General features: G+C 31.6%; 12 protein-coding genes and 1 pseudogene. 2 read left to right on the forward strand and 11 right to left on the reverse strand.

Annotated features, from left to right (window positions below; translation table 11 throughout):
- Positions 1–76: 76 nt before the first annotated feature.
- The 5 genes from FC72_RS10165 to FC72_RS10190 all read right to left on the reverse strand — a co-directional run bounded on the left by FC72_RS10165 (position 77) and on the right by FC72_RS10190 (position 7,204).
- A complete protein-coding gene (locus tag FC72_RS10165) occupies positions 77–1,009 on the reverse strand; it encodes a 3'-5' exoribonuclease YhaM family protein (RefSeq protein ID WP_057767404.1) in 933 nt (310 codons plus the stop codon).
- Positions 1,002–3,407, reverse strand: coding sequence for an ATP-binding protein (locus FC72_RS10170; RefSeq protein WP_057767406.1), 2,406 nt, complete (start codon positions 3,405–3,407; stop codon positions 1,002–1,004). Before FC72_RS10170 ends, FC72_RS10165 begins: the two co-directional genes overlap by 8 nt.
- A gap of 2 nt (positions 3,408–3,409) precedes the next feature.
- Positions 3,410–4,564 (reverse strand): metallophosphoesterase family protein, encoded by a 1,155-nt coding sequence (locus FC72_RS10175; protein ID WP_057767409.1) that lies wholly within the window; start codon positions 4,562–4,564, stop codon positions 3,410–3,412.
- A 213-nt stretch (positions 4,565–4,777) separates the two neighbouring features.
- Positions 4,778–5,125 (reverse strand): YlbF family regulator, encoded by a 348-nt coding sequence (locus FC72_RS10185; RefSeq protein WP_057767413.1) that lies wholly within the window; start codon positions 5,123–5,125, stop codon positions 4,778–4,780.
- 9 nt (positions 5,126–5,134) lie between these two features.
- Positions 5,135–7,204 (reverse strand): PBP1A family penicillin-binding protein, encoded by a 2,070-nt coding sequence (locus FC72_RS10190; RefSeq protein WP_057767415.1) that lies wholly within the window; start codon positions 7,202–7,204, stop codon positions 5,135–5,137.
- A gap of 85 nt (positions 7,205–7,289) precedes the next feature.
- On the opposite strand from FC72_RS10190, the gene FC72_RS10195 reads away from it, so the two are divergent.
- Positions 7,290–8,180, forward strand: coding sequence for an RluA family pseudouridine synthase (locus FC72_RS10195; protein WP_057767416.1), 891 nt, complete (start codon positions 7,290–7,292; stop codon positions 8,178–8,180).
- A 302-nt stretch (positions 8,181–8,482) separates the two neighbouring features.
- On the opposite strand, the gene FC72_RS10200 is transcribed toward FC72_RS10195, so the two are convergent.
- The 5 genes and pseudogenes from FC72_RS10200 to FC72_RS10220 form a co-directional block, all read right to left on the reverse strand.
- Positions 8,483–10,219, reverse strand: a complete 1,737-nt coding sequence (locus tag FC72_RS10200) for a hypothetical protein (protein WP_057767418.1) — start codon at positions 10,217–10,219, stop codon at positions 8,483–8,485.
- Positions 10,220–10,383: 164 nt separating this feature from the next.
- Entirely contained in the window at positions 10,384–11,994 is a 1,611-nt protein-coding gene (locus FC72_RS10205; RefSeq protein WP_057767419.1) for a collagen-binding domain-containing protein, read from the reverse strand.
- A gap of 132 nt (positions 11,995–12,126) precedes the next feature.
- A pseudogene (locus tag FC72_RS10210) lies at positions 12,127–13,497 on the reverse strand (MFS transporter).
- A 141-nt stretch (positions 13,498–13,638) separates the two neighbouring features.
- Entirely contained in the window at positions 13,639–13,920 is a 282-nt protein-coding gene (locus FC72_RS10215; RefSeq protein ID WP_057767422.1) for an ArsR/SmtB family transcription factor, read from the reverse strand.
- A gap of 263 nt (positions 13,921–14,183) precedes the next feature.
- A complete protein-coding gene (locus FC72_RS10220; protein ID WP_083480818.1) occupies positions 14,184–15,077 on the reverse strand; it encodes an NADP-dependent oxidoreductase in 894 nt (297 codons plus the stop codon).
- A 123-nt stretch (positions 15,078–15,200) separates the two neighbouring features.
- Here FC72_RS10220 and FC72_RS10225 point away from each other — a divergent pair, with 123 nt between their 5' ends.
- A complete protein-coding gene (locus tag FC72_RS10225; protein ID WP_057767426.1) occupies positions 15,201–16,025 on the forward strand; it encodes a helix-turn-helix domain-containing protein in 825 nt (274 codons plus the stop codon).
- On the opposite strand, the gene FC72_RS10230 is transcribed toward FC72_RS10225, so the two are convergent.
- Complete coding sequence (locus tag FC72_RS10230) at positions 16,022–16,654, reverse strand: NUDIX hydrolase N-terminal domain-containing protein (RefSeq protein ID WP_057767428.1); 633 nt, start codon at positions 16,652–16,654, stop codon at positions 16,022–16,024. The two genes, FC72_RS10225 and FC72_RS10230, sit on opposite strands and share 4 nt — an antisense overlap.
- Positions 16,655–16,815 lie beyond the last annotated feature (161 nt).

The following is a 16,815-nucleotide window of genomic DNA, read 5'->3' on the forward strand; positions in this document are numbered from 1 at the left end:
TAGAGACAGATTCAACTTTATAATATTTCATCTGTCAACTTGACAGGGACTAGTGCACGAATCCTTTTTGTTTGCTCTAATGTTTATAAAATGCTCGATTATCCATTCCAAAGATACGTTCAGAAAACTTACCTTTTTCAGTTTTATCAAGCGCCTTACTGATCATATTGATCGATGCATCAAGAACATCGATATCATGTAATACTTCGGCCTCTAATAGCTTAGGACGCTCTGGTGAACCATATTCCAAAAAGCCATGATGTGATAGAACCATATGACGTAACATAACCATATCTTCAGAATCCAAATCTATCTTTAATTCTTGGGCAGCTTTAACTATCTCTTCGTCAATGATAGTGATGTGTCCTAACATATTACCTTCAAATGTATATTCAACATCCAATGTACCAGACAACTCTATAGTCTTACCTAAGTCATGCAAACATGCCCCGGCAATCAATAATGCCTTATCAATTTGTGGATATTGATCAGCAATCTTTTCTGCCAAATGCACCATACTCAAAGTATGATATGCTAATCCACCCTGAAAATCATGATGATTTACTTTTGCAGCAGCACTGGTAAAGAATTGGTCGTGATACTTCTTAAATAAATATCTAACTACCCTATTCCAAGCTCCGTTAGTAATCTCAAGAAAAATATCTTCAAACTCGTTTTCCATATCTAATCGTTTAATAGGTGCTGTTTGAATAAATTGTGACATATCAACCGTATTAGAATCCAAAGGTCCTAAATGATTAATAATAACTTGTGGTTTCCCTTGGTAAATATCTCTTTTACCGTCTAATTGAACAACTGTACCTACTTTAAATCTTCTAGCATCATCTTCACTGGCATCCCAAAACTTACCCGGTATTTGACCTGACTTGTCTTCAAATACTAATGATAAGAAGTTTTTACCATTTTTTGCCAAACGATAATCAGATTTCTTTATTACTGCTTCCAAGCTCATTTGATCACCATTTTTATAATCAATAATTTTAGGCATGAATATCCTCCTCTAATCTCAAAATATGTTTATTATCAACGTCAGATGTAAGTCTAGCTGTAACATAAATTATTTGATTTGTTTTTGATATATCTTTTACTAATTCCATTATATTTTCCGTTCTATCACTATCAAAGTCAACAAAAGCATCATCAATTAAAATCGGTAAGTTAACTAAATCAGAAATTTCTTTGATAAAAGCTAATCGTAATGAAAGATAAAGCTGAACCGTTGTTGCTTTAGATAGTTCATGAACGTCAAATTTAGTTTTATCCAAGTTGGTCAACTTAAGTTTATTATCTTTTAACTCAATATTTATATAATTTCCAGATGTTAACAAATTAAAATAACGTTTAGCAGTATTTAACATTTTAGGGTATCTATTTTCACTCGCTAAATTTAACATTTCATGAATCCAGTTACTAGCCAATTTATTAGCTAACCAGTCGTCATATAATTCGATCAAGTCGGCTTTATTTTGAGTTAACTCTTCAGACACTTGTCGATATTCTCTATCATCAAAAATTTGGTCTCTTTTTTCTTTCAAAGTACCCATTTGACGATTCATTTGATCATTAGACTGCATCAAATCTTTAACTTGTTTATTAAGCATAGTCAATCTATCAGATAATTCCTCAAATGTGTGAAATTCCAATAGTTTATTATAGTCATCACCTAAATATTCTTTATCGGATTTTATCTGATTTATTAAATTACGTTTATCTTGTTGCATTGTCCTTAATGCAGATAATTTATCCATAGTTGAAACTTGGTATTTATCCAAAACACTGTTTAACTGCTGTTGTAAATCACTCATACGTTCAGTTTTTGAAACACCTGATTCTATTTGAGTAGAGTTGATAACTTCAGCTTTAGCTTTTATCACACTTAGCTCGTTAAAATACCTATCAATACTACTGATCAAATCATCAGAACTATCAATTAAATTTAGTCTTTGTAGTTTAGCATTCCAAAAATGTAATTGTGTTTCTTGTTTTTTTAAAAAAATCTCTAAAGATTTTTGCTCTGATTGTAATTGTTTTAAATGAATCAAGCGTGGTTGGATATTTTTAACAGTTTCTAATGATACTTTTGAATAACCTTTCTCGTTTAAAAAATCTCTAGAAATATCTGTTTCTGAAATAGATCTCTGTTGATAAATTGCTGAAACAACACTAATCACAAAAATAATTCCTGCAGCAACACGAAGTATTCCAGACATAAAAAATGCCAATAATAAAGCCGCTGCCGATACAGCTAATAAGGGTGTATTCAAAGTTTTATTTGTTGGCCTAGACAAACTGTTTAATTCTTCTACAGTCAAAACCTTCATATTTTCGTCTAGCTGAGGATCATTAGTAAACAGTTGATCAATTCGATTGTCATTGTTGTTTAAAGACTGATTTAAATTATTGACTTCAAATTGAATTTGTTGAATTTCGTTTCTATGGCTTTTTATCTCATCTATCTCTACTTTGTTTGTCCTGTAAAAATCTAAATGAGACTGTTCTTTAGCAGTTAAACTACCCATTGATTGTTGACTGCTATTCAAGGTTTGTAATTCTTGATTAAGCCTTAAAGTTTTTTCCCAGTCATCTGTTGAAATTGGATTAGGTAAACTCGTATCACTTTTAATAAGTTGTTGATATTCTTGAAATTTAGCCCATTTTTTTGACAGATTTAACAAGTCGTTTTGCTCTTTTATAGCTTTTTGATAATCATTACGATTATTTATTGAAAGTTCATCAATGGACTTTATTTTTTTATTAACAGTATCATATGCGGATTGTTGATTTTCAAAGCTTGCCTTTTTTTGCAAAAGCTTTTGATTTTGTTCCAAGGCCTGTACTAATGGTTGTTTCTTACCACGGCTTTTATATAATTTCTCACTATCTGATTCCAATTCATCTGCTGTTGCCAACCAAGCTTTACTACCGACCGCACCAACGGACATAATTTCAGTTTCAAGTTGTTCTTCGGTCATTTTATATATAGAAAAAATACTCTCATCATTTAATACATGCGTATTTTCATATTCTTCTTTACTAAAACCACCCGTAATTTGTGTTATCAAAGATTCTGGCACTTGTTGATCATCCCTAAATAGAGTTAAATCTCCACCAGATTTGCCACCAACTCGAATAACCGTCCAAGTGTATTTATCATCAACAAATTCTAATTCACCACCATATCTACTGGCATGCTTAGGCTTATACTGCTGATATTTATTTTCACCACGATTGGTTGCAAAACCAAACAGAATACTTTTAATAAACGTCAATAAAGTTGTTTTGCCAGCTTCATTTTGACCAAAGATAACTTGATAATCGGTAGATATATCAAATTCTTGATCGATCCATTTACCAAATCCATATATTTTTATCTTTGTTAATTTCACACTTATTCTCCGTTGTATTTCCTATTGATAGTATTTTTTACAAGATCCTGAATATGTAAAAGAAAATCAGGCTGATTAATGTGTTCTCTTATAATTTCATTATTATATAATCTACTATCTAAATCTTTAATATTATCTAAATCAAAAACTTTGGACTGAGTTTCATCCCAATATTTTTGATCAACTTCAGACTGACTATTTTTCCGATTATATTTTAAATTAATTTTATATAAGACTGAATTATTATTTTTGAACTGCTGTAAAAGTTCCCCTCGATCAATCGCCTTAATAACATCACCATTCAAATTTTGGGAATTATCAATCGTTAAGGTAACCAAAACGTCATCTAATTTCAATAAGTCATTTATTTGAACTATCAAGCTATCAATCGTATCCGATACTTTGGCATTAATAGTTTTACTTTTCCAAATATAAACAGAACTAGGAACAAACTTTGTCGTGGTTAAACCATTTTGAACTTCTAACAAATAAAATCCTTTAATACCAGTTTCATTTAGATTACGACCTTGGGTATCACCTGGATAAATAATATAAGGAAATTCATGTAGGACTTCTCTCTTATGAATGTGTCCTAAAGCCCAATAATCATATCCTTTTGATAACAAATCAGAAACTTTAAATGGAGCGTAGTTACTATCCATAACTCCAGCATGCAAAATACCGATTTGATAATCAAAATTTTCGTGACTAGGATATGTCGAAACAACATTATGATTTACATGTTGTTGATAATAACTAAATCCAGTAATGCCTACTTTTAAACCGTCAACTTTAACTTCTTCGGTAGTAACATCCTTTCCAAAAACAGTTACATTGTCAGGAAATTTTATAACGGAAAAATTATTTCTAAAATAATCATGATTTCCATAAACCAAATAAACATTAATTCCATATTTATTCAGTTTTTCAAATTCATCGCGTAAAAATGATTGAGCCTCAAGTGAACGATCAGTATTATCAAAAGTATCACCAGCTAAAATAACAAAGTCAACTTGTTGATCAATCGCAGTTTGAAAGACTTTTTTGGCGGCAGTATAGGTCGATAGTTTCAATTTATTTTGCAATTGAGTAGAAAAATTACTAATACTAGAAAATGGCGTATCTAAATGGAGATCAGCCGCATGTATAAATTTCATATAAAACTCCTTTAAAGTACAAAAGGGGCTGTGACATATGTCACAACCCCTTTTACATTTCCGAACTTTTTATAGCCTAAACGTGTAACTAAAGGCTGCAACCTCCACATAGTTACGAACCACAAATGATTGATAGTACCAATCATTTGTGGTTCTAGACTATGTTCCGGTGGCAAACCGCCTTTTGCCACACTCTTTTTTTGATAAGTATAACTATTTATCACCTTGATAAATTTCAGCAATTGGTTTTGAAATGATTTTATTCAATTCTTCCATCATTGAATTCATCTTTTGTTCTTTTTCCATCAAGTTTTGAATTTCTGTGTAGTTTTGAAGTTGGTCAGTTAATTGACGCATTGCTTCAACATCTTCATCAGTTATTTCTTGACCTGCCATTTGCTTTTGTTGTAGTTCAAATTGTTTGTTTTGAACTTTATCGAATAGCTTAAAAGCTAAATCATTAGCTTTTACGGCTTCAAAAGCAAGTTTTAAGTCGGCAACCTCTGGTGTCTTTCTTAAATCTTCTTCTAATTGATTGGCACTATCATAAATATTAATCATGTTGTCCTCCTACTGACCAAAAAAACTTTTAACATCATTATACCATTCCGTGGCCTTATCTTTAATGGTATTTATGCCATCTTGGATAGAATTTGAAGAACTATTATCACTATTTCCAGTATTTTCGTTAGCAATATCAGATGCATCTTTAACATTAAAGGAAGTATTATTCGTATTTGGTAAAATATTACTCATTTCATTCTTAAATAATGACGATACTCCTGTTTCACTGACACCATATAAGAAATGATCCTTATCGGTATTATCAAATCCGATCCAACTAGCAACAACAACATCAGGTGTGTAACCTATCATCCATTGATCTTTAGTACCCGGATAACCATATGAATTTGGAACTTCAGTACTACCGGTTTTACCAGCAATCTTATATCCAGATGGTTTAGCGGTCTTACCAGTACCTTCGTTGTAAACTCCAAGCATCATACTTGTCATTTCTTTAGCGGTATCTTTACTAATGATCTGCTTATTAGATGTGTCGGTATTATTAACTATGACGGTTCCTGTAGAATCAACAATTTTAGTAATAAAATGCGTCTCTGATAATTTACCTTCATTAGCGAAAGCTGTATAAGCTCTAGCCATTTGCATTGGTGAAACTCCAGTTTCAAGTCCACCTAATGCTAAAGCCAAGTTTTGGTCATTTTTATGTACTTTGATCCCAAAGTTTTCGACAGAATTTACACCTTTTTTGACTCCAATTTTATCTAACAAAGCAACAGCTGGAACATTTTCACTTTGTGCTAAAGCTTGATACATTGGAATTTTATCTTGATATAATCCATCGGCATTAGTTGGCGTATATTTATTTTTCCCAAAACTAGTTACTTGATCAGGTAATTCTGAATCATAACTGTACCCATTCTCTAAAGCTGGGGTATAAACCGCTAACGGTTTGATAGTTGAACCAGGCTGACGTTTCATCTGAGTAGCTCGATTGAACCCTCTAAATGTATGATCACCACGTCCACCAACAACCGCTAGAACTCCACCATTTTTAGGATCGACAGCTATTGAAGCTCCTTGTACTGAAGTACCATCAGTTGCATTAGCTGGGAAAAGATTACTGTTATCAAAAGAATTTTCCATAGTCTTTTGCATACTTTGATCAAGCGTTGTGTATATCTTATATCCCTTATTTAAAACATCGTCTTCTTTTAGACCATATTTATTCACAGCTTCTGCAATTACAGCATCAAAGAAATAAGGATACTTATAGGAATTATCGTCATTATAATTATCATTCAAAGTAATTGGCTGACTTTGATAGTATTTAGCCTGTGACTCTGAAAGTTTTTTATTCTGAACCATTAAATCTAAGACCAAATTACGTCTTGCTTTAGAATTATTAGGACTATCAATAGGATTATACATATTTGAACCCTTTAGAATTGCTGCTAAAACAGCTGCCTCACCTGGATTTAAATCACTTGCATCTTTCCCAAAATATTTTTCCGAAGCATCTTGAACACCCCAGACACCATTACCAAAGTAAGTATTGTTCAAATACATGGCCAAAATATTTTTCTTTGAATAAACACGATTGATCTCAATAGATAAGAACAACTCTTCACCCTTACGAGATAGAGTTTTCTTTTGTGTTAATAAAGCATTTTTAGCTAATTGCTGCGTTAATGTACTACCACCACCAGTAATTCCGTGATGGATCAAATATCCCAATGCAGCTCTAGCATAACCTTTAATACTAAATCCTGGGTTAGTCCAAAATGTTCTATCTTCAGTTGAGATAACCGCATTTTGGATATATGGAGATATCTTCTTTAAACTTACATAAGTTCCCTTACTTGCGTAAAGTTCCCCTGCATCATCCCCATCTTTATCAACGACAGTTGTCTTTGTTTGTAGAGAAGATTGTAAATTCTCTACATCAGCAGTTTTAGCTTTAAATGTCCAAAAAGAACTAAGCACTAAAATTAACGTTAGAAAAAGTAAAATTAACCAACGAGTAATTTGGAATCTCTTCCAATATTTTCTTATGAAGGCCCAGACAATAGCTAATTTTGGTTTTAACCATTCCCAGAACCTATTATTCTTATTCATCTTACATACCTCTGTAACAACAAATTTTATCATATAATTGCTAACTTTTTGAATTACAATTAAAATCTTAACCAGAGGTAAATAAATGCATCAAAAAAACATCGTTTATAAACAAGTTGAAAATGAAAAATTGTCAGTTAGAGAGTTACTACAAAAATGGCTAGTTCCTAAGAAATGGCAACACTTTTTACGTGTCGAACAAAATATTTTAATAAACGGAGAATATAAAACTTTTAATACTATCGTAAATAACAACGACAATATTACGATGAATTTTGATTTTCCACCTAGAACCGATTTACAGAAATATTTACCCGGTAATGGCAAACTTAATATTGTTTACGAAAACGACGATGTAATTGTAGTTAATAAACCCTCCGGTCAAAAGACCCATCCTAACTTAGCAAGTGAAAATAATACATTATTTAATGACTGCGAAAGCTACTTAAGTAAAAAAAATCAGCATCCTTATATGGTTCATCGAATCGATCAAGAAACATCCGGTTTAGTTTTAATTTCTAAAACACCCTACCTTGTTCCTATCTTCAATCGACAACTAAGTAGTAAAACACTTCAACGTGAATATTTAGCTATCGTTGATCTTGATCAACCAATCAATGATTCCGATATAATAGATCAACCGATCGGTTTAGACTCGTTAGATAAAAGAAAAAGAATGGTCAGAGAAGATGGTCAAAATGCCAAAACAAAATATCAGGTGTTAGAAAAAAATCCTAAACAAGCATTACTAGATTTAAAGCTATATACCGGTAGAACTCACCAATTAAGGGTACATTTGTCTAATAATGGCTGGCCCATAGTCAATGATCCACTGTACAATTCCAATTTACAGACAGGATCATTAAAGTTATTCGCATACAAATTAACTTATCAAGTTCCCTTTACCAACCAAATAAAAGAAGTTCAAGTTGATACACCAAATTTTATGAAACTAACAAAAAACATGAGAGTGTAACAAAAGGTGGTTTGCCACCGGAGCATAGCCTAGGACCACGAGTGATTGGAACCATCAATCATTCGTGGTTCGTAGCTATATGTAGGTTGCAGCCTTTTGTTGCACGTTTAGTCTATAAAAGTTCGTAGACGAAAACATAGTTTGGGACAAAGCTATTATTATCTTTAAATATGCAACATAAACGTGTGCCAACGCATAGCCTTTTCCGCTTAAAATAAAGAATCCCATCAATCCAAAATCGGATTGATGGGATTCTTTGACTTAATACTCGAAAGCTAACCATTTGTCGCACACTCTCGTTTTTAATTTAAATTATTATTCATATTTTCAACTATACGATAAACAAACACATAATCATTTTCAGTTGATACAGCAAAGACTGGAATTTCATCAGTCACAGGAATATTGTAACGTCTTCTCTTCTCAATAAACTTAAATAGAACTAGTAAAAAAGTCACACTTGAAATAAATAAACTTATCTTTTGAATCAATGTATGATCATACTGTATTTTTACCGTTCCACTGCCACTTAAGCTGATTTCTGTTAAGCCTAAAGGTGAAATTTTAGGCACAGTGGATATCCCATCACCATAGACTTCACTTTGATAACCCTTGTAGTAAATCAATGGCAACTGAACTTTAGTAAAACCTTTATGAGAATCAAAATTAAAGCTGATATATTGCCTATTAATAGTTGGATTTTGAATGGAGATATTAGACTTATCATAAGTTAAAGTACGATCCTTATGTTGTCTGATTTCTGAATAATTTACTTGGCTTGGTAAATACTCATGACCTGCACCTATATAGTAACTATCAATTTTATTAAAATCAGAATACGGATCTAGTCTGTTTTTGGAAGCCGTAATAGTTTGTTGAGACAAATTTATAGTAAATAGTGCTATCACGGTTAAAAATATAAACGTAAAATATTTTCGATCAAACAAATGTAAATCATCATTCACTAGTAAATACGCTACGATCAAAGAAATAATTGAGAAAAAGCGCCATGGAAATTGGATAACTGCAAAGATGGAATGGCTTAATAACTTCCAAGGGAATAAGTTTGTACATGCAAAAAATAAAAATAACGCAATTACTGTTAAATCGATATTCTGCCTTTTCGTAAAATTATAAATAGAATAGACAATCAAACTTATGAGGATCACGATTCCAATATTGACCGTATCACCATGAAAAACTGAATTTAACAGTGAGTTTTTAAATAAATCCTGTATTGAAAAAATTTGACCTGTTATCTGTATTAAAGGATTCGTTGTCAACGCATATTTTTGACCATGCATCTGTTCTAATATTGGTAAATAAATCATTGCTGTAGCAAAGATGGTCAACATTGCAGCCTTCATTAAAGCAACAATTTTTTTCTTGCTTAAAAAGTACTTTATATTAAGTAAAACATACATGGCTGAGAATAAAATTATCATGAATAAGGAAATGGTATGCGACAACCCGATTCCTATCATCGCAAAAGATAGGATATACCATTGTCTGAAATAACCATTTTTAAAATTCATTAGTTCCGACAAAACAAGAGGGAAAAATATCATACCTAACAACTCCCCTAAATCTTGTCTACTATATAACGTTTGAAGTCGATAAGGATTAAGTGTATATATCAGCGCAAATATTAATGCTCGTTGTGATGAAAAAGACATTCTTTTTCCTGCATAATATCCAACCCATAAGGTTATAAAATTTATTAGCACCAATGTGAACATATATGTAATAACCGGGCTAATTCCCACTACTCTTAACAACGCAGGTAAATATAAAAACACATCTGGATAAAATAGACTGGATGCATATCCATACCCTCCTATAAAATGACCATCAACCTTAGGCCAAAAATCCAAATGTTTAATTGAACTTGCCAATGTTTCTATCCGATCAAGATGATAATGGTAATCACCTGTAGCAAAAATATAACCTACATGCCAATCGATCAAGGAAACTAACAAAATACTGATTATGACAAAGAGTAGTAAAATGAAATAATTTTTCTTAATTAATCTATTCATAATAATTCTCATCTTTATTCCCAATTTGTTTAAACAAATTTTATACAAATTGTCATAATAAATCCAATATTAACTACAAAAAATTTATTAAGAATAGATCAACACAAACAAGAGCAGTAATCCAAAATCGGACTACTGCTCTTATTACATGAAATTATCTTTTATTACTTACGTTTATAACCAAATGTTCCAATAATCGTCATTAATGATGCTCCCAAAAATCCTAGAGCTCCACTTTTAGAAATTCCCATTTTAGGTAGGAAACCTTCACTAGTTTCATTAGTACTATTAGTAACATTAGACACACCAGTATCAATATTTCTGGCTGATACTTCCTTAGTTAATGTTTCCACCCTAGTATTTGTTAAGGGATTTTCTGCCTCACTAGTACCTTGTGTTATAACTGATGATTCATCAACTTTATCACCATCCGTTGTTAAATCTGGACCTGGTATTAAGTCGGGAACTGGGTTTTCAGAACCACCGTTTGTTTCTGGCTTAAGATCTTCATCTATATCTATGTCATCAGGGTCTGGATCTGATGGATCAGTTACATCTGGATTATCTGGGTCAGTTGGATCAGGAGTTTCCGGATAGGTTGGCCCTGGTGGATCTACATCTGGAAAGACAGTAATTTCTTCAGAACTATCTTGTAGATCCCATCTATGTGTTTCTCCGCCTTTCACATGTACATTGTTAGCTACAATATTACCGTCAAAATTGTGCTTAAGAGTTATATCGGCTGCTGGAGCCAAGACACTTCCTTGAAAAGTTGCGTTCATTTTAATTGTTCCACGATAAAGCGTGTCGTTTGATTTACTATCATAAAAATTCCACAGTAAATGATTGTCATCAAAAACATCAGTCTCTTTATTATATCTATATTCTCCATTGTTATATCTTATCCAAATTGGAGACTTCATATCATATGTATCAACACCCTCGGTATCAACATTAATAATTACCGTTGTCCCCGACTTTTCTGTATCGATCCCATTGATTATTATTCTACGGTCAAGAGTCAGTACATCAGCTGCTAAATTAACAATAATTTCATTGTCAGCATTTGGAGTATAATTCTTCAAATTAATAACACGATTATTCTCATCTGGAAAGTCATTTCTATTAAGTTGCTTAACGTCACTTTCTCTTTTAACAAGATTCATCGATTGCACGTTTAACAATTGGAAAACATTATCAAAATCAATATATTTGTTGTCATCTTTGTCCTGATAAATCTCTTCTTTTGTTAAATGATCGAGATCTATTCCATTTACAGTCATTTTATGACCTGAAACATCAAGATCTAACGCATTTCCAAATACAACCTTATTATCCCTAGTATCATTTTTATCCACAAAAGAACTATTAGGAATACTCTCTAGATCTTGAATGTAATGAATATCTTTTTCAAGACTCTTTTTATGAATACCAGTTCCAAAGTTTGATGTCCCACTAAAATTAGCCACAGCTACATTCCCATGCACGTGTGCTGTTAAATGAGCAGAATTTGCGAAAATATGAAAATAAGCTGCATAACCTAACAAATTATTAGCTGCTGTTGGAAAATCTACAGCAGCGGTTAAGCCATCTTTCACATCCTCATTATTAGCTCTAGTAAAAATACTGAAATCCTGTTTAACATCTTCTATATTAGCTGCATGTAACTTTTTAGTTTTTACCAAACTAGGCAATACTGGCAAATGTATGACTGAATTTGCTAATCCAATTCCCATTGACAGTCCTGCCGCTGTAATAATTATTTTCCGTTTCATATTTTCACTTCCTTTTTCATGAATTTATTATCTAATTATATTTTATAAATTTACTTGTATACTTGTCACGTTTAAACACAACAAAAACTGGTAATCATCAACTAATTACCAGTTTCTTCATTAAATAACTTTTCAAATTTTTTCTTTAATTCCTCTAAATCTTAATACGAAAATAACTCCTAAAATAGAAATAGTTGCAGCACTAATCATTATTGATCTGAATCCATTGGTAAACAGATCGACACTTTTAATTGAACCAAATCTATAGAAAACAATAACTGAAATTGTGGTTCCAACAGCCCCACCAAATAATCTAAATACGTTATAAATTCCTGATGCTTTACCAATATCAACTGAGTCAACCGATCCTAATACTGCTTTTTGTAACGAAGGACCAGCCATCGATAAACCAACGCCAGAAATTATTAACGGTAAAATCATCAATGAATATGAACTATTTTCCCGAACAAGTATTGCAATTAAAAGATAACCTACTCCTTGCAAGATTAAACCCCAAATAGCAATTAATTTTTCTCCAAATACGTCCACTGCCTTTCCTGCAAATGGAGCAACTATCACTAAAGTTCCTGTCCATGGGAGAATTTTTAGGCCAGCTATTAAAGGATCAGCATCGCTTATTTGCAAGAATTGCGGTAAAAAGAAAACAACACCATACATAGCCGCATAAAGTAAAAATGTGGCTACATTCCCTCCTGTAAATACAAAGGATTTAAACAATCCTAATGGAATCATTGGCTTTTCTTACGACTTTTGAAGATAAATAAACCATAGTCCAATCAATAAACTGATTATCCCTATAAATACTGCCATATACCTTAATCGAATAGAAGTAATTTCAGATAAAGCAATTATAATTCCGGCAGATGAAATAATAATTAATATAGAATCTAATAGATGGATTCTGTCACTACTGCCAATACTTTCTGGCAATAATCTGTTTGATAAAATGATAGCAATTATACCTATAGGTACATTTATCCAAAAAATCCATTGCCATGTTAATTTAGCAACAATTAAACCTCCCAATGATGGACCCACTATTAAGGCTAATCCACCAATTCCGCTCCAAACTCCTAGTGCCTTACCACGCTCTTTAATAGGCAACGAATTAGATAAAATAGCCATCGACATTGGAGTCATTACAGATGCTCCTATACCTTCAACAATTCTAGCAAATATAAGGAATGTTATATTAGTTGAAATTGCACAGAGAATTGAACCAACCGTAAATATAAATATTCCCCAATTATAAATTTTACGTCGACCAAACTTTTCACCTAGTGAAACGCCAATTAAAAGTACAGAAGCAATCGTAATATTGTATGCATTCAATGCCCACTGCAAAGCATTAACTGAAATATTATAATCCAATCTTATTGCCGTAGATGCTGTAGTTACAATCATTGAGTCCATCATAGACATAAAAAATCCTAATGACGTCAATATTAAAATCCAAGTTGATTTAGTTCGATCATCCCTCAATATTATTCTCCTTTTACAAGTTAATATCGTCTCGAATAGTTCAAAATATTTTGAACTATTTCAAATTAACATTTGTAAAAGAACATAACAAGAAAAAATTTTCAAAATAAAAAAGCACAAAAATGTGCTTAATTTACATCATTAAATATTTTCATAAAAATTAGTAATATACTCATCAAATGTTGATTTATTTAAACTCACATATTTTTCACGAGCATCTTTTCTAGCGTTAATAAGACCAGCAGATTGTAATAATTTGAAATGATATGAACCAGAAGTTTTACTTATATTGGTGGCTTTCCCAACCTCTCCACAAGTAACCTCTTCTTTAGCTTCTTTTAAATATTTAATAATTTCTAACCTAACTGGATCAGCTAGAGCTTTAAAAATAGCAATTTGATTTTTATTTTCTTCATTTAACATAATATCTTTTTACCAAGCTCCTTTGAAAATCACACACAATTTATATCCTTTATAGATAATTTAATTAAAACATTGAAGATCATTTACATCAATTTTAGTAATTTGGTGAATATATAATACCGCAAATCAACTGTTAAATCTTTTCTTTAAATATAAAATAAGACCAATAACTAATAGTATTCTTAAAAATTGAATCACTAAATATGAACTAAAGAAAAATATTAAAAATTGCTCTATTGCAGAAATTGTCATAATTTCACCCTCTAATAACTTAATAGAATTCTCCCCTGTGAATGATGTTTTTGTGAGATAGATTGCGCCATTCTTACATCTTTATAGCTAAAAACATCTTGAATATAAGCGTGCAATTCACCTTTCAATAACATTCTCAACAATTTTTCATAGTCACTTGGAAAAATATTTGGATGAATAAAATTACTAAATCTGTTAGTTGCTATAGAAACAATATTTTTACTAGAATTTATTTCAGAAATTGCTTCCAAAAGCTTAATATTTCCTGCCGTATCAACAACTTGGGTAATATCATTATGATATAGAAGCTGCTCAGATATATTTTCAGTGTAATCAATAACTTCATCTGCTCCTACTTTTTTCAAGAATTTTAAATTAGAAGTGTGACCCATCGCAATTACTTTTATATGTCTTAATCTCAATAATTGTATTAAATAAGTCCCAATACCTCCTGAAGCGCCTGTTATAAGCACTTTATCTGTAGTATCAAGATGCAATTTATTGATTATCCCAAGTGCCGCATCGGCACCACCAATAATCGATGTTGCTGCAGCTAAATCGACTCCTTCAGGCACTTTAAATAATAAAGGCGGCATTTTTGAATCAACTAAAGTACTATTTGATCCTGATATTGAAGCACCAATGACTTTTTGTCCGACTAAATTATTATTCCGTAAACTGCCCACACTTTTGACGATTCCACCAAATCCATATCCAATAACAATCGGCAATTTTACCGGTCGAATCATCTGTAATTCGCCTGTCTCTGTTCTCCAATCATAAGGTAATACTGGAGTATATTTAGTTTCTACCAACGCAGAAAAAGGACTTAATTTGGGTTCTTCAACTTCCTTAATTTTCAAATCGTCTATTCCATTGTATGAATCTTGAATAATAGCTTCCATTGTCATATCTCCTTTTCTATATGGGAAATATAACAAGTAGCCATTTTTTTGGATAATAAGAGTTCTTATATCCGCCAACATTACGCTATACTTGTATCAAAATTTACTTTTTCAGGGAGTAATATGAATAACTTAGGTGAAACGCTAAAAGACCACAGATTGGCTTCACATTTATCACAAAAACAGGTTTGTGAGAATATTTGTTCACAACCGATGCTTTCTTCAATTGAACAAGGGAAATACATTCCAAATGCTGAAATATTAATTGCATTATGCAAAAAACTTAAAATCAATCTGGATCTATTAAGTCTCCATGATAACTACCAAATAAGTGATGTAAATAAATTTAACAAAACTGTCGATAATCTTTGCAATAATCACAAATACAAGGAACTTAAACAATTTTTGCTTGATGATAAGACCATCGAGAAAATAAACTCAAGTCAACATACGCAAGCCTATTATTATTATTTGAGTATTTCTTATTTGCAAGCTGACAATGACTTAGATAAATTTGAATTCAATTTAAACTTAGCAATTTCAGAACATCAAAATCCAATTTCATTGACAACGTTAGACAGACTGGTATTCATCTCTATGGCGACTCTTTACGCCAAGAAAAATAACTATAATAAATACTTAGAATACTTAAATAAAGCCTTTAAAGATTTCAAAATAGTCAATTTTGAGGCTAATCAAATAGTAATTTTTTATTTGGCAGCATATTCAAATATTTTGTTTAAAAAAAATATCGATGCTTTAAATTGGATCAATCAAGGCATCGACTTTGCTACTAAAAATAATTCACATTATATGCTGGCTAACTTATATTATTTACTTGCCAAAACTTTAGTTAAAGAAAATAAATCAGAATTAGCTTTAGACTCCCAAAATAGAGCTAAAGTTTTCACTGAATTATTTAATGAGAAAATTTTCAAATTTAATTAATCAAAAATCGTTTGCCAATCTTCGCTAGCATGACATTTAAAAGCCATTTCAATATCTTCAGGCAGATTACGATGTAGTGATAATTTTAAATTTAACGCTTCTTCTAAAGTAAAGTATTCAGCGTCACTTGTTTCAGAATTATCTACACTATTTAATTTATCATTGTCAGGAACACATTCGATAAAATGCTTGTAGACATAATTCAAATTGCGTCTTTCATAAGAATGGATTTGAATATCTCTCACAGCAATCAACCTTTTTGGAGTTACATGAATATTCGCTTCTTCATGTGTTTCTTTAATAGCAATTTGGCTTGGAGAATAACCAATATCAGCCCATCCACCTGGAATAGACCATGTATCTTCCATCTTCTCATGAACCAATAATATTTTATTCTCATGATTAAAAGTTACAGCACGAACGTCTACTTTTGGGGTTACATAACCATTATCAGAATCAAAGAAAATATCCATTTGTTTCTGATTTGCACCTGTTAATTTGGCAGTCAATTTCTTTGCTACATCTTCTAATTGGTCGTATCTTTCGTAATCGAAAACATCTTTAGTATAATGCTTTCCTGATTGCGCTATTGCTTGTAATTGCTGCAGTAATAATTTTAAATCATCCATCAAAACGTTCCCCTTTTATGAGTCCTATTCTTAAAGTAAGAATATCATAATAAGGCAATCATCTATTATCAAATCTTTTTATACAAAGCATAAAATTGCTAATGTGTCAAGGGCAGTTTAAAAATGTAGGTTTTCGGCAGAAAGAAATGTAGGTTTTCGGC

This window comes from Companilactobacillus tucceti DSM 20183 (genome assembly GCF_001434665.1).
Lineage (GTDB): Bacteria > Bacillota > Bacilli > Lactobacillales > Lactobacillaceae > Companilactobacillus > Companilactobacillus tucceti.